The 22240-nt window shown below is 75.2% G+C and carries 21 protein-coding genes; 6 read left to right on the top strand and 15 right to left on the bottom strand.

Annotated features, from left to right (window positions below; all coding sequences use genetic code 11):
* The first annotated feature begins 37 nt into the window (after positions 1 to 37).
* Positions 38 to 2110, top strand: coding sequence for a SpoIIE family protein phosphatase (locus tag AC0OLQ_RS02595; RefSeq protein WP_484530046.1), 2073 nt, complete (start codon positions 38 to 40; stop codon positions 2108 to 2110).
* Between the two features lie 141 nt (positions 2111 to 2251).
* Here the strand turns inward: AC0OLQ_RS02595 and AC0OLQ_RS02590 are convergent, their stop codons facing one another.
* Complete coding sequence (locus AC0OLQ_RS02590; protein WP_484530045.1) at positions 2252 to 3727, bottom strand: FAD-binding oxidoreductase; 1476 nt, start codon at positions 3725 to 3727, stop codon at positions 2252 to 2254.
* A gap of 101 nt (positions 3728 to 3828) precedes the next feature.
* On the opposite strand from AC0OLQ_RS02590, the gene AC0OLQ_RS02585 reads away from it, so the two are divergent.
* Positions 3829 to 5925 (top strand): S9 family peptidase, encoded by a 2097-nt coding sequence (locus AC0OLQ_RS02585; RefSeq protein WP_484530044.1) that lies wholly within the window; start codon positions 3829 to 3831, stop codon positions 5923 to 5925.
* Between the two features lie 34 nt (positions 5926 to 5959).
* On the opposite strand, the gene AC0OLQ_RS02580 is transcribed toward AC0OLQ_RS02585, so the two are convergent.
* Positions 5960 to 6901, bottom strand: coding sequence for a threonine ammonia-lyase (locus AC0OLQ_RS02580; RefSeq protein ID WP_484530043.1), 942 nt, complete (start codon positions 6899 to 6901; stop codon positions 5960 to 5962).
* A 62-nt stretch (positions 6902 to 6963) separates the two neighbouring features.
* Between AC0OLQ_RS02580 and AC0OLQ_RS02575 the strand changes: the two genes are divergently transcribed.
* Positions 6964 to 7128 (top strand): hypothetical protein, encoded by a 165-nt coding sequence (locus AC0OLQ_RS02575; protein ID WP_484530042.1) that lies wholly within the window; start codon positions 6964 to 6966, stop codon positions 7126 to 7128.
* A gap of 22 nt (positions 7129 to 7150) precedes the next feature.
* Here the strand turns inward: AC0OLQ_RS02575 and AC0OLQ_RS02570 are convergent, their stop codons facing one another.
* The 6 genes from AC0OLQ_RS02570 to AC0OLQ_RS02545 form a co-directional block, all read right to left on the bottom strand.
* Complete coding sequence (locus AC0OLQ_RS02570) at positions 7151 to 9268, bottom strand: bifunctional polysaccharide deacetylase/glycosyltransferase family 2 protein (RefSeq protein ID WP_484530041.1); 2118 nt, start codon at positions 9266 to 9268, stop codon at positions 7151 to 7153.
* 2 nt (positions 9269 to 9270) lie between these two features.
* A complete protein-coding gene (locus AC0OLQ_RS02565) occupies positions 9271 to 9687 on the bottom strand; it encodes a hypothetical protein (protein ID WP_484530040.1) in 417 nt (138 codons plus the stop codon).
* Between the two features lie 107 nt (positions 9688 to 9794).
* Positions 9795 to 11318 carry an FtsX-like permease family protein gene (locus AC0OLQ_RS02560; RefSeq protein WP_484530039.1) on the bottom strand — a complete coding sequence of 508 codons (1524 nt, stop codon included), beginning with the start codon at positions 11316 to 11318 and terminating at the stop codon, positions 9795 to 9797.
* Positions 11315 to 12016 carry an ABC transporter ATP-binding protein gene (locus tag AC0OLQ_RS02555; RefSeq protein WP_484530038.1) on the bottom strand — a complete coding sequence of 234 codons (702 nt, stop codon included), beginning with the start codon at positions 12014 to 12016 and terminating at the stop codon, positions 11315 to 11317. Before AC0OLQ_RS02555 ends, AC0OLQ_RS02560 begins: the two co-directional genes overlap by 4 nt.
* Entirely contained in the window at positions 12013 to 12549 is a 537-nt protein-coding gene (locus AC0OLQ_RS02550) for a PadR family transcriptional regulator (protein WP_357332364.1), read from the bottom strand. The genes AC0OLQ_RS02555 and AC0OLQ_RS02550 overlap by 4 nt, the downstream gene beginning before the upstream one ends.
* Before the next feature lie 76 nt (positions 12550 to 12625).
* Positions 12626 to 13192 (bottom strand): TIGR03086 family metal-binding protein, encoded by a 567-nt coding sequence (locus AC0OLQ_RS02545; RefSeq protein ID WP_484530037.1) that lies wholly within the window; start codon positions 13190 to 13192, stop codon positions 12626 to 12628.
* 32 nt (positions 13193 to 13224) lie between these two features.
* Here AC0OLQ_RS02545 and AC0OLQ_RS02540 point away from each other — a divergent pair, with 32 nt between their 5' ends.
* Positions 13225 to 14058 (top strand): DUF6597 domain-containing transcriptional factor, encoded by an 834-nt coding sequence (locus tag AC0OLQ_RS02540; protein WP_484530036.1) that lies wholly within the window; start codon positions 13225 to 13227, stop codon positions 14056 to 14058.
* An 11-nt stretch (positions 14059 to 14069) separates the two neighbouring features.
* On the opposite strand, the gene AC0OLQ_RS02535 is transcribed toward AC0OLQ_RS02540, so the two are convergent.
* Genes AC0OLQ_RS02535 through AC0OLQ_RS02510 form a run of 6 tightly spaced genes read right to left on the bottom strand, consistent with a single transcriptional unit; the run spans position 14070 to position 19665 of the window.
* Entirely contained in the window at positions 14070 to 15608 is a 1539-nt protein-coding gene (locus AC0OLQ_RS02535; protein ID WP_484530035.1) for a SpoIIE family protein phosphatase, read from the bottom strand.
* A gap of 2 nt (positions 15609 to 15610) precedes the next feature.
* Positions 15611 to 16939, bottom strand: a complete 1329-nt coding sequence (locus AC0OLQ_RS02530; protein WP_484532252.1) for an ATP-binding protein — start codon at positions 16937 to 16939, stop codon at positions 15611 to 15613.
* A 32-nt stretch (positions 16940 to 16971) separates the two neighbouring features.
* On the bottom strand, positions 16972 to 17985 hold the full coding sequence (locus tag AC0OLQ_RS02525; RefSeq protein WP_484532251.1) for an ATP-binding SpoIIE family protein phosphatase: 1014 nt from the start codon (positions 17983 to 17985) through the stop codon (positions 16972 to 16974).
* The gene (locus AC0OLQ_RS02520; RefSeq protein WP_484530034.1) at positions 17982 to 18401 is read right to left on the bottom strand and encodes an ATP-binding protein; all 420 of its coding nucleotides are present in this window, start codon (positions 18399 to 18401) and stop codon (positions 17982 to 17984) included. Before AC0OLQ_RS02520 ends, AC0OLQ_RS02525 begins: the two co-directional genes overlap by 4 nt.
* Positions 18398 to 18808, bottom strand: coding sequence for an STAS domain-containing protein (locus tag AC0OLQ_RS02515; RefSeq protein ID WP_357332354.1), 411 nt, complete (start codon positions 18806 to 18808; stop codon positions 18398 to 18400). The genes AC0OLQ_RS02520 and AC0OLQ_RS02515 overlap by 4 nt, the downstream gene beginning before the upstream one ends.
* Positions 18808 to 19665 (bottom strand): STAS domain-containing protein, encoded by an 858-nt coding sequence (locus AC0OLQ_RS02510; protein ID WP_484530033.1) that lies wholly within the window; start codon positions 19663 to 19665, stop codon positions 18808 to 18810. The genes AC0OLQ_RS02515 and AC0OLQ_RS02510 overlap by 1 nt, the downstream gene beginning before the upstream one ends.
* 161 nt (positions 19666 to 19826) lie before the next feature.
* Between AC0OLQ_RS02510 and AC0OLQ_RS02505 the strand changes: the two genes are divergently transcribed.
* The gene (locus AC0OLQ_RS02505) at positions 19827 to 20183 is read left to right on the top strand and encodes an STAS domain-containing protein (protein ID WP_091315546.1); all 357 of its coding nucleotides are present in this window, start codon (positions 19827 to 19829) and stop codon (positions 20181 to 20183) included.
* A 10-nt stretch (positions 20184 to 20193) separates the two neighbouring features.
* Here the strand turns inward: AC0OLQ_RS02505 and AC0OLQ_RS02500 are convergent, their stop codons facing one another.
* Positions 20194 to 21486, bottom strand: coding sequence for an MFS transporter (locus AC0OLQ_RS02500; protein ID WP_484530032.1), 1293 nt, complete (start codon positions 21484 to 21486; stop codon positions 20194 to 20196).
* Positions 21487 to 21535: 49 nt separating this feature from the next.
* Here AC0OLQ_RS02500 and AC0OLQ_RS02495 point away from each other — a divergent pair, with 49 nt between their 5' ends.
* Positions 21536 to 22219 carry a FadR/GntR family transcriptional regulator gene (locus AC0OLQ_RS02495; protein WP_484530031.1) on the top strand — a complete coding sequence of 228 codons (684 nt, stop codon included), beginning with the start codon at positions 21536 to 21538 and terminating at the stop codon, positions 22217 to 22219.
* Positions 22220 to 22240: the final 21 nt, after the last annotated feature.

The following is a 22240-nucleotide window of genomic DNA, read 5'->3' as shown; positions in this document are numbered from 1 at the left end:
GTTGGCACCCGGGGTGGCGGCGGTGGAGGATACGAAGGTGTCAGCGGAGGCGGGGCCGGCCCTGAACGGCGGCTCGGACGAGCACGTCCGGCGGGTACGCCTCCCCGCCGACCGGCGTACGCCCGCGGCGGCCCGGGCGCTGGTGCGGTCCGTACTCGCCGAGGCGGACCTGCACGAACTGCTCAACGAGGCGCTGCTGCTCACCACCGAACTCACCACCAACGCGGTCGAGCACGCGCGCACCGAACTGGACATCGAGGTCGAAGCCGACCCGGAGGGGCTCACCGTCACGGTGACCGACTTCGCCTCCGGCCCCGTCGACGAACTGCTCGTCGGCGTCCGGAACACCACCTCCGACATCGCCGAGGTGGCCGAGCGAGGGCGCGGGCTGCTGCTGGTCGACCACTTCTCCAGCCGGTGGGGCACCACCTACCTGCCCACCGGGAAGGGCGTCTGGTTCCGGCTCGACCGGGCCGGCCGGGAGGCGGCCACCCCGGCGGCCGGCGCGGCCGAGACCCGCGCGGCGCTGGCCACCCCGGGCGGCACGGACGCGGGCACCCCGAGCGCCGCCGCGATGAGCGAGCTGATGCAGACCACCCCCGACCCGTACGCGGAGGACCCGCTGCCCGAGTTCGCCGCCGGGCTGCTGACCCGGGTCGCCGAGATGGTCGGCGCGGCTGGAGGCGTGGTGCGCCTGGACCGCGGGGACGGGCAGGGCAGCCAGGTGCTCGCCCGCTACGGCCGGCAGCCCCGGGAGGGCAACGAACTGCTCCGGGTCCCGCTCGCCGTGCACCGCCCGTACGCCGGTGAGCTGGAGCTGGACGCGGCACCCTCGGCGTACGCCCGGCCGCTCGCGGTGCTGGCCGCCGAGCGGCTCTCCCTGCACCTGGAGAACGACCGGCTGCGCCGGGCCGACGTACGCCGGTCGGCCTGGCTGACCTTCCTCGCCGAGGCGAGCGAACTGCTCGCCCAGTCGCTGGACGTCGAACTGACCATGGCGCTCATCCCGCAGCTCGTGGTGCCCCGGCTGGGCCAGTGGTGCGCGGTGCACACCACGGACGAGTGGGGCCGGCTGCGGCTCGCCGCGGCCAGCCACGCCGACGAGGCGGTGCTGCCGCAGCTGCACCGGGTGCTCCAGGAGACCGGGCCGGACTCGATCCAGGCCCGGCTGCGGGAGGCGTCCCGGAGCGCGGCGCAGGTGCCGCTGAGCGGGCCGATGGAGGGCTTCGCCGTACCCCTGATCGCCCGCGGGCAGCGGCTCGGCACCCTGGCCGTCGGCCGCCACCAGCGGCACCGGCACGACCCCGACGAGGTCTCGGTGCTGGAGGACGTGGCCCGGCGGGCCGCGCTCGCCATCGAGAACGCCCGGATCCACGCCGAGCGCCGGCGGGTCGCGCAGACCCTCCAGCAGTCGCTGCTGCCGCCGGTGCTCCCGGTGGTCGAAGGCATCGGCTTCGCCGCCGAGTACGTCCCGACCGGCGACGACGCCGACGTCGGCGGCGACTTCTACGACGTGGTGCCGCTGCCGGACGGCCGGTGGCTGGTCGTGGTCGGCGACGTCTCCGGCAAGGGCGTCCAGGCGGCGGCGGTGACCGGCCTGGTCCGGGATGTGATCCGGGTGCTGGTCGGCGACGGCAAGCCGCTGCCGGAGGTGCTCGGTCGACTCAACGAGACGCTGGTCGAGCGGGGCGGCGGCCGCTACTGCACGCTGGCGCTGGCAGCGGTCAGGCCGGGCGACGGCGACCAGCTGGAGGTCTCCCTGCACCTGGCCGGGCACGATCGGCCGGTGCTGCTGCACGGCGGCGGCGGGGCGGGCTTCGTCGGCACCGGCGGCACCGCGCTCGGCCTGCTCGACTCGATCGCCACCCCGACCGCCGAGATCGCGCTCAAGCCGGGCGACGCGCTGGTCTTCTACACCGACGGGGTCACCGAACGGCGGCGCGGCCGCGAACTGTTCGGCACCGACCGCCTGCGCGAGGCCGCGGCGCCCCTGGCCGGCTACTCGGCCGACGTGATCGCCGCCCGCCTCCGCGCCACCGCCATCGCCTTCTCGGTGGAACCGCCCCGGGACGACATAGCCGTCCTGGTCCTCCGCAACGACGCCCTCTAACCCACCACCGGGCCCGCCTCCGCCCGGCGCAGCTCCACCCCGCGCCCCCGCGCCGTGCGCCTGCCCGCGCCTCCGCTTGCGCTTTCCCGACCCAAACTTCTTGATCAAAAACGGAGAGCGGCGGAGGGCGGCGGGGTGGGGTTAAAGGCCGCCGGGGAGGCGGCCGGGGGCCAGGCGGTGGTGGGGATCGAGGTGGGCCTTGGCGGTGCGGAGGCGGGGCAGGGTGGGCAGCTCGCCCCAGAGGTCGACGGCGCGGCGGACCGCCGCGGGCGCGGACACCACCACGCAGCGGCCCTGCCGGGCCAGGAGCACGCCCCGGACGGCGGCGAGGATCGAGGCCACCCGCTCCGGCGGCAGCGAGCCGGGCAGCGCGGCGTGCACGGCGCCGATCCCGGCGGAGCCGCGTACCGGCACCGGGGTGCCGGCCGCGTCGCGCAGCGCGTAGACGGCGGCGTGCAGGTCGTTGATGGGCACCTCGATCCGCAGCGCGGTGTCGCCGGGGGCGAACGGGTAGCGGCCCCACCACTCGGGGGCGGCGTGGTTGACCACGGCCTCGGGGCCGAGCAGCGCGGTGAGGCGGCCGGCCCGCTCGGCCACGTCGGCGGGGCCACCCTCCAGCAGCACCACGAGGCTGCCCGCGGCGGCGGGTCGGGCCGGCCGCCCGGTCACCGCCGGGTGGTCGGGTCGACCGGCCACGGACGGGTGGGACGCGGGGATCCGCCGGCGCGGCAGCGCCACCGGGACGGGCAGGTCCAGCTCGACGGCCGCCGGGTCGAGCCGGGCGGCGAGCACCGCCCGGACCAGGTCGTGCACCTCCAGCGGGGTCCACACCGGACGGGACACCCAGACCCGGCCGGCCGGCACGGACTGCACGCGCATGGTGGCCGAGACGAGCACGCCGAGGCCGCCCTGCGACCCGCAGAGCAGCCGGGCCACGTCGAGCCCGGGCACCTCGGCCCCGCCGAGGACGGCCGAGGCACCACCGGGCGTCGCACCGCCACCAGGCCCGGCCGCCGGACTTCCGCCCCGACGCGCGGACGGGGCGGCCTGTCCGAACTGGGCCGTGCCGGGCACCCCCACGCTGACCAGTTCGCCGTCGGCGTCGAGGTAGCGCACCCCGACGAGCTGGGCGCACGGGCCGCCGTGCCGGTGCCGCAGCGGGCCGGCCTCGTCGGCGGCCAGCACCCCGCCGAGGGTCGCCCCCGGTGAGGGCGCGTCGACCGGGAGGCGCCGGCCGGTGCGCTCCAGGGTGGCCTGCACCGCCCGCAGCGGGGTGCCGGCGCCGATCTCGGCCACCGCGGAGCCCTGCGGCTCGTGCCAGACCCCGGCCAGGCGGCCGGTGTCGAGCATGATGTCGACCTGCGCCGGGGCGGCGCCCCAGTCGATCTTCGTGCCGGCGCCGCGCGGCACCACGGTCAGGTCGTGCGCCGCGGCCAGCCGGAGCACCTCGGCCGCCGCGTGCGGGCCGCCGGGCACGGCCACCCAGCGGGCCGCCCGGCCGGCCACCTCGTCGGCCGGGCCGGCGAAGCGGGCGAAGGGCCGGCCGCAGATCTCCGCCAGCTTCCGGGTTATCTCGAGGGCTCCTGGTCGATCGGTCGAACGCGCTGCAGCCGCCATGGCGGTTATCGTACACATGTTCGAAAGACCTGGCGGCGAGTCGCCGGATTCCGGTGGCGCACGCCCGCGGCGGCGCCCCACCGGCCGGTAACGTGACGGCCGTGACCACCGAGACCCCTGTCCCCGTCGCCAAGCGCGTTCCGGCTGACCGGACCCACCACGGCGACACGGTCGTCGACGAGTACGCCTGGCTCGCCGCCAAGGACGACCCGGAGACGATCGCCTACCTGACCGCGGAGAACGCGTACACCGAGGCGCGCACCGCGCACCTGGCGGGGCTGCGCGCCGAGCTGTTCGAGGAGACCCGCCGGCGCACCCAGGAGACCGACCTGTCGGTGCCGACCCGCAAGGACGGCTACTGGTACTACACCCGCACGGTCGAGGGCCAGCAGTACGGCGTGCACTGCCGCCGGGTCGTCCGCGACGGCGAGACCGTGCCGCCGGTCAGCGCGGACGGCGCCCCGCTCGACGGCGAGGAGGTGCTGCTCGACGGCAACCGGCTCGCCGAGGGGCACGACTTCTTCGCCCTCGGCGCGTTCGACGTCAGCCCGGACGGGCGCTGGCTGGCCTATTCCACCGACTTCTCCGGCGACGAGCGCTTCACGCTGCGGATCAAGGACCTGCAGACCGGCGAGGTGCTCCCCGACGAGATCCCGGACACCTTCTACGGCACCGCCTGGTCCAGCGACGCCTCGACGCTGTTCTACGTCACCGTCGACGAGGCCTGGCGGCCCAACCGGGTCTGGCGGCACACCGTGGGCACCCCGTCGAGCGCGGACGTGGTGGTGCACCAGGAGGACGACGAGCGGTTCTGGGTGGGCGTCGAGCTGACCCGCTCCGAGCGGTTCGTGGTCATCGACATCCACAGCAAGATCACCAGCGAGGTACGGGTCATCCCGGCCGCCAACCCGACCGGCGAGCCGGCGATCGTCGCGCCGCGCCGGCAGGGCATCGAGTACGCGGTGGAGCACCACGGGCACCGCTTCCTGATCCTGCACAACGACGGCGCGGAGGACTTCGCGCTGGCGTACACCTCGGCGGACGCGCCGGGCGACTGGACGCCGCTGATCCCGCACACCCCCGGCACCCGGCTGGAGGCCGTGGACGCGTTCGAGAACCACCTGGTCGTCTCGCTGCGCAGCAACGGGCTGACCGGGCTGCGGGTGCTGCCGGTCGGCGGCGGGGACAGCTTCGACATCGACTTCCCCGAGCCGATCTACAGCGTCGGGCTCGACGCCAACCCGGAATACCGCACCGCGGAGGTGCGGCTGCGCTACACCTCGCTGGTCACCCCGGATTCGGTCTACGACTACGACCTGGTCACCCGGCAGATGGTGCTGCGGCGGCGGAAGCCGGTACGGCCCGGCCCGGACGGGCGGGCGTACGACCCGGCCGACTACGAGCAGCACCGGGACTGGGCGCTCGCCGACGACGGTACCCGGGTGCCGATCTCGCTGGTCTGCCGCACGGGCACCCCGCGCGACGGCTCGGCCCCCGCCGTCATCTACGGCTACGGGTCCTACGAGGCGAGCATGGACCCCTGGTTCTCCATCGCCCGGCTCAGCCTGCTCGACCGGGGCGTGATCTTTGCGGTGGCGCACATCCGCGGCGGCGGCGAGTTGGGCCGGCGCTGGTACGACGAGGGCAAGCTGCTGGCCAAGAAGAACACCTTCACCGACTTCGTGGCCTGCGCCCGGCACCTGGTCAAGGCCGGCTGGACGGCGAGCGACCGGCTGGTCGCCCGGGGCGCCTCGGCCGGCGGCCTGCTGATGGGGGCGGTGGCCAACCTGGCCCCGGACGCCTTCGCGGGGATCGTCGCGCAGGTGCCGTTCGTCGACGCGCTCACCTCGATCCTCGACCCGTCGCTACCGCTGACGGTGACCGAGTGGGAGGAGTGGGGCAACCCGCTCGACGACCCCGAGGTCTACGCGTACATGAAGTCGTACACGCCGTACGAGAACGTGACCGCGGTGGACTACCCGGCGATCCTCGCGGTGACCAGCCTCAACGACACCCGGGTGCTCTATCACGAGCCGGCCAAGTGGATCGCCCGGCTGCGGGCGGTCGCTCCGCAGGGCGACTATCTGCTCAAGACCGAGATGGGCGCCGGCCACGGCGGCCCCAGCGGCCGGTACGACGCCTGGCGCGAGGAGGCGTTCGTCAACGCCTGGACCCTGGACCGGCTGGGCCTCGCCTGACCGGCGGGCGGAGGGGCCGCGCCGGCCCCTCCGCTCAGCCGAGCAGCGGCGCCAGCACGTGCGGGTCGGCGTTGCCCCCGGTGACCACCGCGACGGTACGCCCGGACGGCAGCTCGTCCCGGTGGAACAGCCGGGCGGCCAGCGCGACCGCGCCGCTCGGCTCGGCCACCAGCCGGGCCTCGCGGAGCAGCCGCCCCGTCGCCGCCAGGATCTCGTCCTCGGTGACCGTGACGATGCCGTCGAGCCGGTCCCGCAGGTGGGCCAGGGTCAGCTCGGACAGGCTGGTGCGCAGCCCGTCCGCGCAGGTCCGGTAGGTCCGTTCGACCTCCCAGACCACCACCTCCCCGGCAGCGAGGGAGTCCCGGGCGTCGGCGGCGAGCAGCGGCTCCACCCCGACCACGGCGGCGGACGGGCGCAGCGCCTTGACCGCGGTGGCCACGCCCGAGGAGAGCCCGCCGCCGCCCACCGGCACCAGCACCACGTCCACGTCGGGCAGGTCGGCGACGATCTCCAGCCCGACGGTGCCCTGCCCGGCGATGATCCACGGATGGTCGAAGGGCGGCACCAGCGCGGCCCCGGTGTCCACCACGACCTGTTCCGCCTCGGCGAGCCGGCGGGCCGGCGGGACGAGCCGCACGTCGGCGCCGAGCGCCCGCATCCCCGCCACCTTGACCTGCGGCGCGCCCTCCGGCACGACCACGGTGCACGGAACGCCGAACGCCCGGGCCGCGTACGCCAGGGCCTGGCCGTGGTTGCCCGAGGAGTGCGTCACCACGCCCCGGGACCGGGCGGCCGGGTCCAGCCGGGCCACCGCGTGGGTCGCCCCGCGCAGCTTGAACGACCCCACCGGCTGCAGGTTCTCCGGCTTGAGCCACAGCTCGTCGTCCCAGAGCGCCGGCAGCAGCGGGGTACGCACCACGGTGCCCGCGACGTCCTCGGCGGCGGCCCGGACGTCGGCGATCGAGACCAGCTCCATCGCCCCATCCTGCCGCGCCGCGGGACCGGCCGCCGCCCCGCGCCGGCGCCTAGACTGCCCGGGTGGGCGAAGACGAGCAGCGGCCCGAGGCCGCACCGGGTGCGGCCCGGCGCGCGCCCGCCTGGCTGATCCTCGGGGTGGTCGCCTCCGCCCTGGTGGTCTGCTGCTGCTCCGCGCTGATCGGTGTGGCCGTCTCCTGGTCCGCCGGGCTGCTCGGCTCGCACTGACCGCCGGGCCGGAGCGGCCGGATCAGCGGGCCGGCGCCCCACCGACCAGGGCCGCCGCCTCACCGGTGCGGACCATCCGCTGCCAGCGCAGCCGGTTGCCGACCACCGCGGTCACCACCGACTGCACCACCACCAGGTACATCACCTGCCGGTAGACGAGCTGCTGGAGCGGCAGCGTCCAGAGCGGGCTGAAACGTTCCCGGTCCAGGCGCAGCGCGTACGCGGCGGTGCCGGCCTGGAGCAGGAGCAGGCCCAGCCAGGCCAGCGCCAGCTCGGACCAGGGCAGGAAGAGCAGCCCGTAGAGGGCGAAGATGTCGACGGCCGGCGCGGCCAGCGGCAGCACGATCTGGAACACGGCCAGGTAGGGCAGCCCGCGCCGGCCCAGCTTCCCGCCGGCACCCGGCTCGCGCAGCGCGTGCCGGTGCTTCCACATCGCCTGCATGGTGCCGTAGCACCAGCGGTAGCGCTGCCGCCAGAGCTGGCGCAGCGACGAGGGCGCCTCGGTCCAGGCGATCGCGGCCTCCTCGTACACCACCCGCCAGCCGGCCCGGAGCACCTTCATGGTCAGGTCGGTGTCCTCGGCCAGGGTGTCGGCGGGCACGCCGCCGACCGCGAACAGCACCTGGCGGCGGAACGCGCCGATCGCGCCGGGAATGGTCGGCATGCACTCCAGCACGTCGTACATCCGGCGGTCGAGGTTGAAGCCGATCACGTACTCCAGGTGCTGCCAGCGGCCGAGCAGCCGGCGCCGGTTGGCCACCTTGGTGTTGCCGCTGATCGCTCCCACGGCCGGGTCGGCGAAGCCCTGGACCAGCCGGTACACGGTGTCCGGCTGGAAGACGGTGTCGCCGTCGACCAGCACCAGCAGGTCGGCGCGGGCGGCCCGGATCCCGGTGTTCAGCGCGGCCGGCTTGCCGGCGTTGGCCTGCCGGATGACGCGCACCCCGCGCAGCCCCATCCGTTCGACGATGTCGGCCGTGCCGTCGCTGGACCCGTCGTCCACCACGATCACCTCCAGCGCCGGGTAGGCGCTGGCGACCAGGGACCGCACGGTGGCGGCGATATTGGCGGCCTCGTTGTACGCCGGCACGATCACCGACACGGGCGCGACCACCTCGGGCAGCCGGCGCCGCGGCCGGCGTACCCGGCGGACGTGCCGCTGGGCGCAGACCACCTGCACCGCGAGGCGGACCACGCCGAGCACCAGGGCCAGCCCGAGCAGCAGGTTCATCGCCGAGGCCAGCCCGTCGGCCCCGGTCTGCGCCCAGCGCAGCGCGGTGCCGCTCCACCGGGCGCCGGTGGTGGCCGGGACCATCGACTCGGGCGCGCCGATCCCGGCCGAGACGGTCGTGAACCGGTAGCCCTGGCCGGCCAGCCGGGGCAGCAGCTGGTCCAGGGCGGCCACGGTCTGGCTGCGGTCCCCGCCCCCGTCGTGCATCAGCACCACCGCGCCGGCGCCGCCTTGCGGGGTGGCCGCCCCGACGATGGCCGGCACGCCGGGACGCTGCCAGTCCTTGGCGTCCCGATCGGCGAGCACCGCCACGTGACCGCTGCCGGCGGCGTCCCGCAGCGCCCGGTACTGGGCGTCCGTCGTGGCCGCGGTCGTCGACGAGAAGGGCGGCCGGAACAGCGTCACCTCGCGGCCGGTCACCCCGGCGATCGCGTTGCGGGTCCAGGAGAGCTCGGCCCCGGCGCGCCAGCCCGGCGCGGTGGTCAGGTCGGCGTGGGTGAAGGTGTGCGACCCGATCTCGTGCCCCTCGGCGAGGATCCGCCGGACCAGTTCGGGGTGCTCGTCCACCCGTGCGCCGACCACGAAGAAGGTGGCGTGGGCGTGGTGCCGGCGCAGCACGTCGAGGATCTGCGGCGTCCAGCGTGGGTCGGGGCCGTCGTCGAAGGTGAGCGCCAGGGTGCGCGCCGGCAGCCGCCGGCTGACCGGCGTGGGGCCGTCCAGCCGCAGCACCGGCCCGCCGGTGGCGACCGCGCGCGGCGCGGGCGAGGCGGGTGCCCGGTCCGGGCCGGAGCCGCCGCCGACGGCGCTGACCAGGCCGTGGAAGCTCAGCGCGGCGAGCAGGGCGACGAGGCCCAGCAGGAGCAGCACCCAGTGCGCCCGGGGGTCGGGGCGGGCGACGTGTCTCGCCATGGTCAGGGCTTGCCCGGCGTCCTGCTCGGCTTGCCGGTGTTGCGCCGGTCGTCGCCCTGCCCCGGCACGCTGCCGGTCGGGCGGGGCGCCGCCGAGGTGGTGGCCCGGGCCGGGGCGGTCGTGCGGGCGGCGGCCGGCGCGGCCGACGGGCTGGTGCTGGTCACGGACGGGGGCCGAGGGCTCGGGCTGGTCCACTCGTCCCGGTGCGGGGAGTCGACCCCGGCCTCGATCGGCGGCACCTTCGTGTCCGACCAGCCGGGGAGCGGCACCGTGGAGTCGAAGAACAGCCCGGCCAGGATCAGACCGAGGCTGGTGAGCAGGCCGAGGCCCATCGCCGTGCCGGCGATCACGGTCAGCCGGCGACGCCGGCCCGTCCGGTCGACGAACACCGGCGGCGCGCCGCCCGGCTGGTTCTGCATGGTGCTGGTCTCCTGTTGTCGCGCTCGCGCCGGCCGGTCCGCCGGCTCGGGAGACCCGCCCCACGCCTCCCGAGGCAAACAGCGCCGGTGGCGCCCCCCGCGTCACGTCAGGTCGTGCGCAGCTCCTCGACCGTCGTGCTGGCCCGCAGGAAGAGCAGGCCGAGGCCGACGGTCAGCAGCACCGCGGCCAGCCCACCGGCCGCGAACCAGGCCAGCTGCTCCCACGGTACGTCCGGCGGGACGATCACCTCGGGCACCCACTCCGTGCGGGTGTAGCGGGCACTGGTGGCCGGATCGCCGCAGAGCCGCTCGCCCGCGTCGCAGACCTCCTCTGCGTAGCCCCCGCCCCTCGGTGCCGGAAACAGGCCCCGGACGAGCAGGTAGCCGACGGTCAGCGCGAGGCCGATCGCGGGTACCGCCGGGGCGAGCGACAGCCAGAGCAGCGAACGGCCGATGGTGGCGCGGGGCACCCCGGTCGCCACCAGCGCCGCGTACGCCCGGCGCCGGGCGGTGATCCCCTCGACGACCGCCACCAGCAGCCCGCCGCCCGCGATCGCCACGGACACCGCGACCGCCAGGTCGACCAGGTCCATCGCGCCCAGGTAGAAGGAGTCCGTGCCGGCCATCCCGGCACCGGTGCGGCGGTTCAGCTCGATGGTGGCCAGGAAGTCGGCGCGGATGCCGGCGGCGCCCGCGCCGAAGATCAGCGCGGCCAGCAGCGCCGCGAAGGTGCGGCTGCCGGCCCACGGGTCGGCGGTCAGCCGGCGCGCGGCGAGCAGCGCGGCCGGGTGGCGGCCGTACCGGTGCAGCAGGCGGCCGGTGGCGTGGGAGAGCCAGCCGGTGCCGGCGACCACGCCGATCATGGCGGCCAGGGCGCCGAGGATCAGCAGCGTCGGCAGCAGCCAGGGCGGCGGCACGGCGTGCCGCCGCTCGTACCAGAGGCCCACCGGCCGGAACGCGGCGAACAGGCCCAGCCCCACCAGGATCAGCAGGCCCGGCCACGGCCAGGGTGCCCGGGTCCGGACCCGGCGGACCACGCCGAACGGGGTGGTGGTGACCCGGCGCAGCAGCACCGCGCCGATCAGGGCGGCGAGCAGCGGCAGGCCGAGCACCACGGCCAGCACGGCCGCCGGGGCCGGGTGGACGTCGGTGGGCAGCGACAGCCGCCCGTCGGGGCCGGGCCGATGCAGCAGCCGGTGGCCGGCCAGGAAGACGGCGAGGCCGCCGACGGTGCCGAGCAGGCTGGCCAGCCCGGTCTCCGCGGCCGCGATGCGGGTGACCTGACGCGGGGTGGCCCCGGCCAACCGGAGCGCGGCCAGCCGGCGGTCCCGGGCCGGCGCGCCGAGCCGCGCGCACTGCCCGGCCAGCCCGAGCACCGGCACGACGAGCAGCAGCAGGGCGAACGCCACGCCGCCACGCAGGCCCGGCTCACGCAGCAGCCCGTTGGTGTACTGGGGGGACCAGCGGACGGAGTTGTCGTCGGTGGCCGGCGGGGTGGATATGGCCAGCACGGTCAGCGCGGCCAGCACGGTCAGCGTGGCCAGGGCGGCGCTCAGCGCGGTCAGCGCGACCCGGGCGGTGTCGGTGCGGGTGCCGGCCCGGGCGAGGCGGAACAGCGCGCCGGGCCTCACCGGGGGCCGCCGAGCACCGGCGCGTCCAGACCGAGGCCGGACTGGTCGACCGCCCCGTCGCGCAGGGTGACCTCACGGTCGGCGTACGCGGCGATCCGCGGCTCGTGGGTGACCAGCACGACGGTGGTGCGCTGCTCCCGGGCCAGCCGGACGAGCTGGGTGAGCACCTGCTCGCCGGTGAGCGTGTCCAGCGCGCCGGTGGGCTCGTCGGCGAAGAGCACCCGCGGCTCGGTGACCAGGGCCCGGGCCAGGGCGGAGCGCTGCTGTTGCCCGCCGGACATCTCGCCGGGTGGGACGTCGGCGACCTCGGCCACGCCCAGCCGTTCCAGCCAGGTGAGCGCCGCCGTCCGCGCCTCTCGCCGCCCCGTGCCGGCGAGAAGCAGCGGAAGGGCGACGTTCTCCGCCGCGGTCAGCTCGGCGACGAGCTGGCCGAACTGGAAGAGCACCCCGAACTCGGTGCGCCGCAGCCGGGACCGGGCCGACTCCGACCACTCGTCGATGCGCTCCCCCCGCCAGGTGACCTGCCCGGCGTCGGGGCGCAGGATGCCGGCGAGGCAGTGCAGCAGGGTGGACTTGCCGCAGCCGCTCGGGCCGGTGACGGCGAGGATCTCGCCCTCGGCCACGTCGAGCGTCACGCCGCGCAGGGCCGGTGTCCTCCCGTACGCCCGGACCACGCCGCGCGCCTGAAGAAAGCTCACGAGTGCACCTCCCGGTGCCAGTCGGCGACCCGCTCGAGGGTGGTGTGCAGCCACCGCAGGTCGGCGTCGAGATGGGCGATGGCGAAGTCGGCCGCGACGACCTCGTCGAGGCCGGCCGCGGGGGCGGTCTTCACCGCGGTCAGCTCGCGCAGCCGCTCGGTGTGCGCCCGGCGCTGGGCGATCAGGTAGGCGCGCGCCCGTTCGGCGTCGGCGACCATGAGCGCGACCACCACCTTGGCGAAGAGGGTGCTCGCCACGTACGGCATGGGCGGCTCGACGGTGGCCAGCCACCGGTCGAGCGTGGCCCGTCCGTCCGCGGTCAGCGCGTAGGCCGTGCGGTCCGGGCCGCCCTCACGGGCTTGGCCGGCCGGGGCCACCAGGCCGTCCCGCTGGAGCCGGGCCAGGGTGGCGTAGACCTGCCCGAAGGCGAGCGGCCGGGCCCGGGGCAGCCGCTCGTCGTGGGCGCGCTTCAGCTCGTAGCCGTGCCGGGGACCGCCCGCGAGCAGCCCGAGCAGAACGTGCTGAGTGGACACCCGCCTCACTATTCATTGAGTGAATAGTGGTGTCAAGAGCGGCCCGTACGGCGCGTCGCCGCACGGGCCGGTCGGGTCAGGGGGTCCAGGCGGGGTCGCGGCCGGTCCGGCCGAGCAGGGCGTCCAGTGTGGTCGGCTCGGCGCTGGTCGGGACGGGCTCGCCGAAGGCACCCATCTTCTGCCCGGTGTCGCCCATCCGGTCCATGAAGCCGTGCCCCGCCGCCAGCACCGCCGGGTCGGCCTCCAGCCGCTGGCCGGTCGCCCGGGCCAGGTCCCAGCCGTGCACGACGAGGTCGATCAGGGCCATCCGGCCGACGGTCTCCTGGGGCAGCCCCATGCCGGGCGATACACCCTCCAGCGCCGCCGGGTCCGACCACGCCTTCGTCAGGCGGACGGTCTCGGTCACGAACCGGTCCCGCCAGCCCTCGGTCAGGTGGTCGGTCTTGGTCGACCAGTCGACCTCCCGCCGGTGGGCCAGGTCCTGGAAGTTCACCACCACGTCGAAGAGGTGGTTGAGCAGGTCGCGCACCGCGTAGTCGGGGCAAGGGGTGGGCAGGCCGAGCTGGTCGTCGGCGATGCCCTGGACCACCGCCGCCGTCCGGGGCGCGGCGACGGCCAGCAACTCACTAGTCTTCGTGGTCATAGGGCCCAGCGTATGAGGGCGGTCTTGAAGAAATGCGACACGAGCCGCGGCGGGACAACCGGGGGATCCTCGACCCCGGCCGGCTCCGGCGGCGGGTCGACTTCCGGCGCCGGCTGCCCACCCCGGCGCTGCGCCCCTGGGTCGAGCACTATTGGCTGATCGACTGGGCGCTGACCGAGCCGTTCGACCAGCGGATCGTCCCGCACCCGGCGGTCAACGTGGTGTTCCAGGTCCAGGTCGGCGAGGGTGAGCACGGCGAGATCGCCGGCGTGGACACCGGCCTGTTCACGGTCACCCTGCGCGGCACCGGCCGGGTCACCGGCGTGCAGTTCCGCCCGGGCGGCTTCCGTCCCTTCTGGAAACGCCCGGTCTCCGAGCTGACCGGCCGGCGGCTCCCGCTGCCCGCCGGGCCGCCACCGTCCGGCGCGGCCCCCACCGGACCGTTCGCCGCCGGGCCGGTCTGCCCGGGCACCGACGGGCAGCGGTGCCGCCGGCTGGACGACCTGCTCACCGCCTGGGAGCCGGTGGCGGACTCGCTCACCGCCGAGGCCAGCGCCCTGGTCGAGGAGATCCGCACCGACCGGAGCGTCCTGCGCGTCGACGACTTCGCCCGGCGGCACGGGGTGTCCGCCCGGCGGCTCCAGCGGCTCTTCCTGGACCACGTCGGCGTCGGTCCGAAGTGGGTGATCCGCCGCTACCGGCTCCAGGAGGCGATCGAGCAGGCCGCCGCCGGGCCGCTGGACTGGTCCCGGGTCGCCGCCGACCTGGGGTACGCCGACCAGGCCCACCTGGTCCGCGAGTTCACCGCGGTGGCCGGGGTGTCGCCGGCCGCGTACGCCCGCTCGCTGGCGTCGCGCGGCGGGTGACCCCCGGGGCTTCAGCGGCGGCGGACGGCGACCACCGCGACGTCGTCATGGATCTCCGGCGGCGCCAGCTCGACCAGCAGCCGCTGGCAGAAGTCGTCGAGGTTGTCGTCGACCCGGGCGGCGACCGCTCCGAGCGCGGCCATGCCCTCGTCGATGGTGGCGTCCCGCCGCTCGATCAGCCCGTCGGTGTAGAGCACCAGCGTGGCCCCGGCCGGCAGCACGAACTCCAGGTCCGGCGGGCGGGGCGCACGCACCCCGAGCAGCGGGGCGGGCTGCTGCACGAACTGGATACGCCCGTCGCTGCTGATCAGGGCCGGCAGGTGCCCGGCGCTGGCCAGCCGGATCAGCCCGCTGCCCGGGTCGAGCAGCAGTACGCAGATGGTGGCCAGCTCGGCCGGCAGCAGGGTGCGCATCAGCTCGTTGACCCGGTCCAGGATCACCCCCGGCGGATGCCCCTCGACCGCGTACGCGCGCACCGCGTGCCGCAGCTCGGCCATCACCGTGGCGGCGTGCAACGAGTGCCCGGCCACGTCGCCGATCGCCACCAGCAGGTGACCGTCGAGCATCACCAGCTCGTAGAAGTCGCCGCCCACCTCGGTCTGGGCGCTCGCCGGCTCGTAGCGGACGGCCAGGTCGAGGCCGGCTACCTCGGGCAGCCGGCGGGGCAGCAGGCTGCGCTGGAGGGTCACCGCGATGCGGTGCTCCTGGTCGAAGGAGCGCTGGGCCTCGACCGCCGAGGCGACGGCCTGGGCGAGCTGCACCAGCACCGGGGTCCGTACGGTCTGGGTGGCGGTCGGCACCACCACGTAGAGCGGGGCCCGGTCCTCCCGCAGCCGGGCGGCGGCCACGGTCACCGTGTCGCCCGCGGGCCAGGCGGTCAGGTCCCAGGCGCCCGGTTCGTCGATCCGGACCCGGGTGCCGATCGGCAGCCCGGTGTCGTCCACCGACCACGGCACGATCACCGGCGGCGCCTCCGGGCCGGCGGTCACCCCGGCCAGGCAGTCGCCGTCGAACGTCTCCGCGACCACTGCGGCCGGGCTCTTGAAGATCCGCGCCGCGCCGGCCGCCGCCGCCTCCAGCAGCCGGACGAAGTTCGGCGCCGCGTGCATCTGCACGGTGGCGTCGGCCAGCGCGGCCAGCCGCTCGGCGAGCAGTTCGGCCCGCTGCCGGGCCTGGTAGTAGCGGAGCACCGCGTTGGCGGTGGCGACCAGTTCCTCGGGCTCGATCGGCTCAGCGAGGTACGCGTCGGCGCCCCGGGTCAGCCCCTGCGCCCGGTCCACCACGTCCACCGCGTGCGCCGAGACGTGGATGACCGGGGTCGACGGGCGGGATTCCTTGATCAGCTCGCAGACCTCGAAGCCGCTCATGTCCGGCAGCCGCACGTCGAGCACCACCAGGTCGACCCGGTCCTTGCGCACCCGGTCCAGCGCCTCGGCGCCGTTCTCGGCCTCGATCGTCGCGAACCCGGCCCGGGTCAGCCAGCTCACCAGCAGGTACCGCTTCGGCCTGCTGTCGTCGACCACCAGCACGGTCGCCGGGACGCCCTCCACCGTCAGGCTCCGCCCACGGGAAGGACAACGGTGAAGGTGCTGCCCCGGCCGGGTTCGCTGGTCAGCTCCAACGTCCCGCCGAGCAGCGTGACCAGCCGGCGCGCGTACGGCAGGCCGAGGCCGGTGCCGCCGACCCGGGTCGTGCCGGGCACCTGGTAGAACTCCTCGAAGATCCGCTCGTGCAGCTCCGGCGGGATGCCCGCGCCGGTGTCGGTGACCGAGAGCGACCAGAGGTCGCCCCGGCGTTCGGCCCGCAGCCGCACCTCACCCCGCTCGGTGAACTTCAGGCCGTTGTGCAGCAGGTTGCGCAGCACCTGGGCGAGCAGCACCTCGTCCGAGCGGAGCGTCGCCGGGGCCGGCGGCTCCTCCACGACCAGCTCCACCTCCGGCCGGGTGGCCAACGCGCGCAGCGTGCCGCGGAGCTGCCCGAAGAGCCCGCGCAGGTCCACCTCGACCCAGTTCGGCTCGAGCCGGCCCGACTCGGCCTTGGCCAGGTCGAGCAGCTCGTTGACCAGGCCGAGCAGGTCGGCCGCGGACGACCGGATCAGCCCCACCTGCCGGGCCTGCTCGGCGGTGAGCGGGTCGGAGGCGGAGTCGCCGAGCAGGCGGCCCAGCCCGATGATCGCGGTGACCGGTGCGCGCAGCTCGTGGCTCACGTTGGCCAGGAACCGGCTCTTCGACTCGCTGGCCGCGCGGAGCTGGGCGGACTTCTCGTCCAGCTCGGCGTAGAGCGCCACCACACCGCGGTTGGTCTCCTCCAGCTCCTCGGTGAGCTGGTTGTAGAGCGCCATCACGCCCCGGTTGGTCTCCTGGAGCTCGGAGTTGAGCACCTCCAGCTCGTCGCGATGGGTGCGCACCTCGTCGAGGGCGGCGATGAGCTGGGCGTTCTGCGCGGCCAACTCGTCCAGGGCGGTGCCCGGAGCGCTGCTCGCCAGCTCGGTCCGGAGCCGGTCGAGACGCTCCGGCGTCAGCGGCGGCGCGTGGGCCGGGACTCGTCGGGACATCCTCACGACCGTATCTTCCCCGTCGGTCACCACACCGAGCATGTCCACCAGACGCGCCACCGCACCGGACTGCGGCTCGTACCGGCCGTCGGGCAGGGGGCGGGCCGGGGCCAGGTCGACCCGGAGCACCGGCCAGCCGGTGGTGACCTCCCGATCCAGCACGAAGGCGACGTCCGCGCCGCCGACGATGCGCAGCAGGTCCCGGGCCACCTCGCTGAGCGCGGTGGCGAGGCGTACCTGGTCCTGGTGCTCCAGTCCGACGGCGCCGGCCACCTCCCGGCCGCGCTGCCGGACCAGGAAGATGTCGTGCTCCACCCGGAGCGCCATCTGCAGCAGCGGGTCGGTGGCGGACGAACCGGTCAAGGTTCCGCCCGGGCGACCAGGACGCAGGCGTCGTCGCGGCGGACCCCGGCGTCGCGGAGCAGGGTGGCGGCGACCAGCAGCGGCGGGCGGCCGGTCAGGCCGGGATAGTCGGCCAGGTCCCAGCGGTCCACCACGCCGTCGCTGTGCATCACCAGGGTCGCCCCGGACGGGAACGGGTAGTCGTACTCCCGCACCGAGGGGCGCTGGTGTCCGGCGATGCCGGGCAGCGAGACGAGGCCCCGCCGCCGCTCACCCGCGACCACGATCATGGCTGCGATGTTGCCCAGCCCGGCGTAGCGCAGCAAGCCCGACACGACGTCCGGTTCGGCCACCGCCAGCGCGGCGCCGCGGGTGTGCGAGATGGCCCGGTGCAGGTGCTGCACCACGGTGCCCGGCGGGCCGGCCGGCGCGGCCCGGAACGCGGCCAGCGCGGCCCCGGTGGCGGCGGCGGCCAGCGGGCCGTGTCCCAGGCCGTCGCAGACCAGCACCTGCCGCCGGCCGTCGGCCACCCGCACCGCGTAGCCGTCGCCGCTGACCTGCTCGCCGGTGATCGGCCGGGCCAGCGCGCCGGCCCAGTCGGGCTCGGGGGCCGGACCGTCCCAGACCTGGACGGCCAGCACGGTGCCGCGGCCGGGCAGGGAGTAGCCGTCGAACCGGCTCGCCTGCCGGGCGATCGCGCCCAGGCCGATGCCCAGCGTGCCGGTGGTGGAGTGCCCGTCCGCCGAAGAGAGCGCGAGGTCGGCCATGCCGGGGCCGGAGTCGATGGCCACCAGCTCCACCCCGGCCCGTCCGCCCCGGCGTACCGGACGGAGCAGCAGGGTGCCCTCGCGGGCGTGCTTGACGAGGTTGCTGGTGATCTCGGCGGCGACGATGGCCAGGTCGGCGACCCGCTGCTCGCCGAGTCCCAGCTGCCGGCCGAGCCGCTCGGCGGCCCGGCGCATGCCGCTCTCCGTGGCGCCGTTCTCCAGCCGGAACCAGAGCCCGTGGTCGGTGACCACGTCGGCGTTCATCGGGACCACTTGGTGACGGTGATCCGGGTGCCCTCACCCACGGTGGTCCAGATGTCGAAGTCGTCGACCAGCCGCCGGGCGCCGCTGAGCCCCAGGCCGAGCCCGCCGCCGGTGGTGAAGCCGTCGGTGAAGGCCTGGTCGAGGTCGGGGATGCCGGGCCCCTCGTCGGCGAAGACGATGCGGACCCCGCGCCGGCGGCCGTCCTCGACGGTGGTCACCTCGGCGCTGCCCCCGCCGCCGTAGATCAGCGTGTTGCGGGCCAGCTCGCTGGCGGCGGTGACCAGCTTGGTCTGGTCGACCAGCGAGAGCTTGGCCGCGACGGCGGTGGTACGCACGAGCTGCCGCACCCGGACCACGTCCTCGTCGCTGCGGATCGCCTGGGTCGCCGGCACCCCCAGGTCGACGCCGGTGGTCATGACGTGGCCGTCGTCTCGGCGTCCTCGTCGACGTCCCCGTGGTCCCACTCGTCGCCGCGGGTCGCCGCGATCAGCTCCATGCCGCGCTCGACGTTCAGCGCGGTGCGGATGCCGTTGAGCGACAGCCCCAGCTCGACCAGGGTGATGGCGACGGCGGGACGCATCCCGACCACCACCGTCTCGGCGTCCAGCACCTTGGAGATGGACGCGATGGTGGAGAGCATCCGGCCGACGAAGGAGTCGACGATGTCCAACGCCGTGATGTCGATGATCACACCGTGCGAGCCGGTGGCGACGATCCGCTCGGCCAGGTCCTCCTGGAGCTGGACCGCCGTCTGGTCGGACATGTCGACCTGGATGGAGACCAGCAGGATGTCACCGATCTTGAGGATCGGCACCCGCTCCATCAGGGCTCCCGGCGGGCGCGACGGGAGGTCTCGACGCCGGTCAGGCGCAGGACGTGGCGCAGCGCGTCGGCCAGGCTCGCCTTGGTGGCGATGTCGCCGAACTCGATGCCGAGGGCGACGATCGTCTGGGCGATCTGCGGCCGGATGCCGGAGATGATGCAGTCGGCGCCCATCAGTCGGGCGGCCACCACGGTCTTGAGGATGTGCTGGGCGACCTGGGTGTCCACCGCCGGCACGCCGGTGATGTCGATGATCGCGTACGGCGAGCCGGTGTCGACCAGGGTCTGGAGCAGCCGCTCCATCACCACCTGTGCGCGGGCCGAGTCGAGGGTGCCGACCAGCGGGACGGCGACCACGCCCTCCCAGAGCTTCACCACCGGCGTGGAGAGCTCCAGCAGCTGCTCCGCCTGGTCGGCGATGAGGCCCTCGCGGGTGCGCACGAAACTCTCGAAGGTGAACAGCCCCATCTGGTCGATCAGGGCGGAGAAGGCGACGAAGTCGCGGAGGGTGTCCGCGTCCTGGTTCTCCTCCATCAGCTCCAGCAGCGCGTCCTTCAGCGCGAACACGCTGATCGCGGTCTCGGTGGCGCTGAAGCCCTGCCGGGCCCGGCCCGTCGACAGCTCGGCCAGCACCGCGCGCAGCTCGCCGCCGTGCTCGTCGGCCAGGTCGCCGAGGCCGTTCCCGGCCGCGTCGGCCATGCTCCGGTGCAGCTCCCGCACCTGCCGGCTCAGCTCGGCCTGGCTGAGGCGGCCGCGCAGCGAGGCGACGATGATCTCCGTCCAGCGCTCGGTCAGCCGGTCGGCGTGCTCCCTCAGCAGGCGGGCGAACCGACCACTCTGTTCGGCGCTCAACGCCATGTTGACCTCCCTGAACTCCGGACGGGCGGACTCTATCACCGGGGCCGGCCGCACTAGTTGCCACGTAGCAACGGAATGAGCGGCGCCACCCTTCTCGGCTCCCGTTCTGCACGCTGCCAGCTTTGTGGGATACCGTTCCACCGAACACAGGAGGTCGGCGAATGTCCCTGACGGTGCACACGGAACAGCGCGGCGACGTGGTCGTCGTGTCGGTCGCGGGCGAGCTGGACATGGCGACGGCACCGCAGCTCCAGGACCAGATCACGGACCTGCTGGACAAGGGGCGCAACCGCCTCGTGTTCGACCTGGCGGAGGTGTCGTTCTGCGACTCCACCGGGCTGTCGGTGTTCGTGCGCGCCAAGAACAGCTGCGACGAGGCCGGCGGCGTGGTCCGGCTGGCCGCCCCGCAGCGCGGGGTGCTCCGCATCCTCGAGGTCAGCGGCCTGGTCGAGGTGCTGCACACCTACCCGACGGTCGAGCAGGCCGTGGCGGGCGATCCCACGCCGGCCTCCTCCTGACCGTTCCCGCTCAGCGCTCGTCCTCGATGTGGCGGGGACGGGCGATCACCATGCCCGCCGTCGTCTGCACGGCGAGGGCCACCAGCAGGAAGCCGATCGGCGCGGTCCAGCCCCCGGTCGCCTCGTAGAGGATGCCGACCAGCAGCGGGCCGAGGGCGGCGATCACGTAGCCGGTGCTCTGCGCGAAGGCGGAGAGCGCCACCGTGCCCTCGGCGGTCCGGGCGCGCAGCCCGATCGTGGTCAGGATCAGCGGGAAGGCGCCCTGGCCGAGGGCCAGCAGCAGCACCCAGAGCGGCGCGAGGCCGTGCGGGGCGAGCGCCAGGCCGAGGTACGCGGCCGTGGAGAAGGCGGTCAGCGACAGCACCAGCGGGCGCAGCGTGGGCAGCCGGCCGGCCAGGGTCGGCATCATCAGCGCCACCGGCACGCCGAGCGCGGTCACCCCGGCGAGCAGCAGGCCGGCCGCCTCCGGCGCGTAGCCGGCGTCCCGGAAGAGCTGGGCCAGCCAGCCCATGATCGCGTACCCGCTGAGCGACTGCGCCCCGAAGTACACCGCCATGGCCCAGCCGAGCCGGGTCCGCGCGGGCCGTACCCGCGCCGGCGCGGCGGCGGCCACCGCCGGGGCCGCCGTCCGTCGCGCGGCCCGGGTCCGCAGCGCCAGCGGCACCCACGGGAGTACGGCCACCGCGGCCAGCCCGGCCCAGACGCCGAGCCCGGCCCGCCAGGAGCCGAAGGCGTGGGCGATCGGCACCGCCGAGGCGGCGGCCACCGTCGTGCCGACGGTCAGGGTCATCGTGTACGCCCCGGTGACCAGCCCGGTGCGGTGCGGGAAGTGCTGCTTGACCAGCATCGGCAGCAGGATGTTGGCGACCGCGATGCCGGCCAGCGCGAGCGCGCTGGTGAGCACGAAGACCGCCGCCGAGTCGGTGACCACGCGGAGCACCTGGCCGACGGTGAGCGCGAGCATGGCCACCACCAGCAGCCGGGCGGCCGGCCAGCGGCGGACCAGCCACGGGGTGAGGGCACCCAGACCGGCGAAGGCGATGGTGGGCAGCGTGGTGACGACGCCGGCCATCGTGCCGGAGAGGCCCAGCCCGTCGCGGATCTCGTCCAGCAGGGCGCCCAGGCTGGTCACCGCGGCGCGCAGGTTGAGCGCGACGAGCAGCATGCCGACCAGGACCAGCAGCCCGCCGCGGGTCGCGGAAGCCGCGGGCGCCGGGGCGGCGGCCCGGGCCGGCCCGGGCGTCACGTCGGTGCTGGGCGCGTCGGTGACGGGGACCGCGGTGGACGTGGGTGGCGGGGTCATGACCTCGAACCTACAATCATGGGATGAATTTCGGCAGGAGGTGTAACCGGTGACACCCACCGTCGATTCCGTCGCCGTGCCGCCGCGCGGTCACCGGGTGCGCCAGACCATCGAGCAGCTCCGGGCCCGGATCCTCGGCGGCGAGTGGCCGGTGGGCGCGAAGATCCCGACCGAGCCGCAACTGGTCGCCGCGCTGGGGGTCGGGCGGAACACGGTCCGCGAGGCGGTCCGGGCGCTGGTGCACGCCGGGGTGCTGGAGTGCCGGCAGGGCTCCGGGACCTACGTGGTGTCGACCGACGAGCTGGCCCCAGTCGTGGCCCGCCGGCTCACCGACGACCGGATGGCCGAGGTCATCGAGGTCCGGCGCGCCTTCGAGGTGGAGGCGGCCCGGCTCGCCGCGCTGCGGCGTACGCCGGCCGACCTGGCGGCGCTCGACGGCGCGCTCGCCACCCGGGAGGCCGCCTGGCGCTCCGGCCTCGTCGGGGAGTTCGTCGAGGCGGACGCCGCGCTGCACACCGCGGTGGTGGCCGCCGCGCACAACGCCATGCTGGCCGAGCTCTACGCCTCGGTCGGCACCGCGCTGCGCAGCACCGTCGCCCACGCCTTGGGCGAGACCCTGGAGCCCGAGCGGTACGTGGACCACGGCCGGCTGGTCGAGGCCATCCGGGACGGCGACCCGGCGCGGGCGGCGATCGAGGCCGGTGCTTTCCTCGAGGCCCCCTCGGGGGCATAGGTTGTCCCGGACCGAGATTCG

The organism is Micromonospora sp. Utrum1, from assembly GCF_057197805.1.
This window is presented reverse-complemented; position numbering and strand designations above follow the sequence as displayed.

Excerpts from the sequence above, each read along its gene's own strand:
- AC0OLQ_RS02590 (WP_484530045.1), bottom strand. The coding sequence starts at position 3,727 with ATGGCGGCTGCAGCGCGTTCGACCGATCGACCAGGAGCCCTCGAGATA.
- AC0OLQ_RS02580 (WP_484530043.1), bottom strand. The coding sequence starts at position 6,901 with ATGGAGCTGGTCTCGATCGCCGACGTCCGGGCCGCCGCCGAGGACGTC.
- AC0OLQ_RS02570 (WP_484530041.1), bottom strand. The coding sequence starts at position 9,268 with ATGGCGAGACACGTCGCCCGCCCCGACCCCCGGGCGCACTGGGTGCTG.
- AC0OLQ_RS02565 (WP_484530040.1), bottom strand. The coding sequence starts at position 9,687 with ATGCAGAACCAGCCGGGCGGCGCGCCGCCGGTGTTCGTCGACCGGACG.
- AC0OLQ_RS02545 (WP_484530037.1), bottom strand. The coding sequence starts at position 13,192 with ATGACCACGAAGACTAGTGAGTTGCTGGCCGTCGCCGCGCCCCGGACG.
- AC0OLQ_RS02540 (WP_484530036.1), top strand. The coding sequence starts at position 13,225 with ATGCGACACGAGCCGCGGCGGGACAACCGGGGGATCCTCGACCCCGGC.
- AC0OLQ_RS02530 (WP_484532252.1), bottom strand. The coding sequence starts at position 16,939 with ATGGCGCTCCGGGTGGAGCACGACATCTTCCTGGTCCGGCAGCGCGGC.
- AC0OLQ_RS02525 (WP_484532251.1), bottom strand. The coding sequence starts at position 17,985 with ATGAACGCCGACGTGGTCACCGACCACGGGCTCTGGTTCCGGCTGGAG.
- AC0OLQ_RS02520 (WP_484530034.1), bottom strand. The coding sequence starts at position 18,401 with ATGACCACCGGCGTCGACCTGGGGGTGCCGGCGACCCAGGCGATCCGC.
- AC0OLQ_RS02515 (WP_357332354.1), bottom strand. The coding sequence starts at position 18,808 with ATGGAGCGGGTGCCGATCCTCAAGATCGGTGACATCCTGCTGGTCTCC.
- AC0OLQ_RS02510 (WP_484530033.1), bottom strand. The coding sequence starts at position 19,665 with ATGGCGTTGAGCGCCGAACAGAGTGGTCGGTTCGCCCGCCTGCTGAGG.
- AC0OLQ_RS02505 (WP_091315546.1), top strand. The coding sequence starts at position 19,827 with ATGTCCCTGACGGTGCACACGGAACAGCGCGGCGACGTGGTCGTCGTG.
- AC0OLQ_RS02500 (WP_484530032.1), bottom strand. The coding sequence starts at position 21,486 with ATGACCCCGCCACCCACGTCCACCGCGGTCCCCGTCACCGACGCGCCC.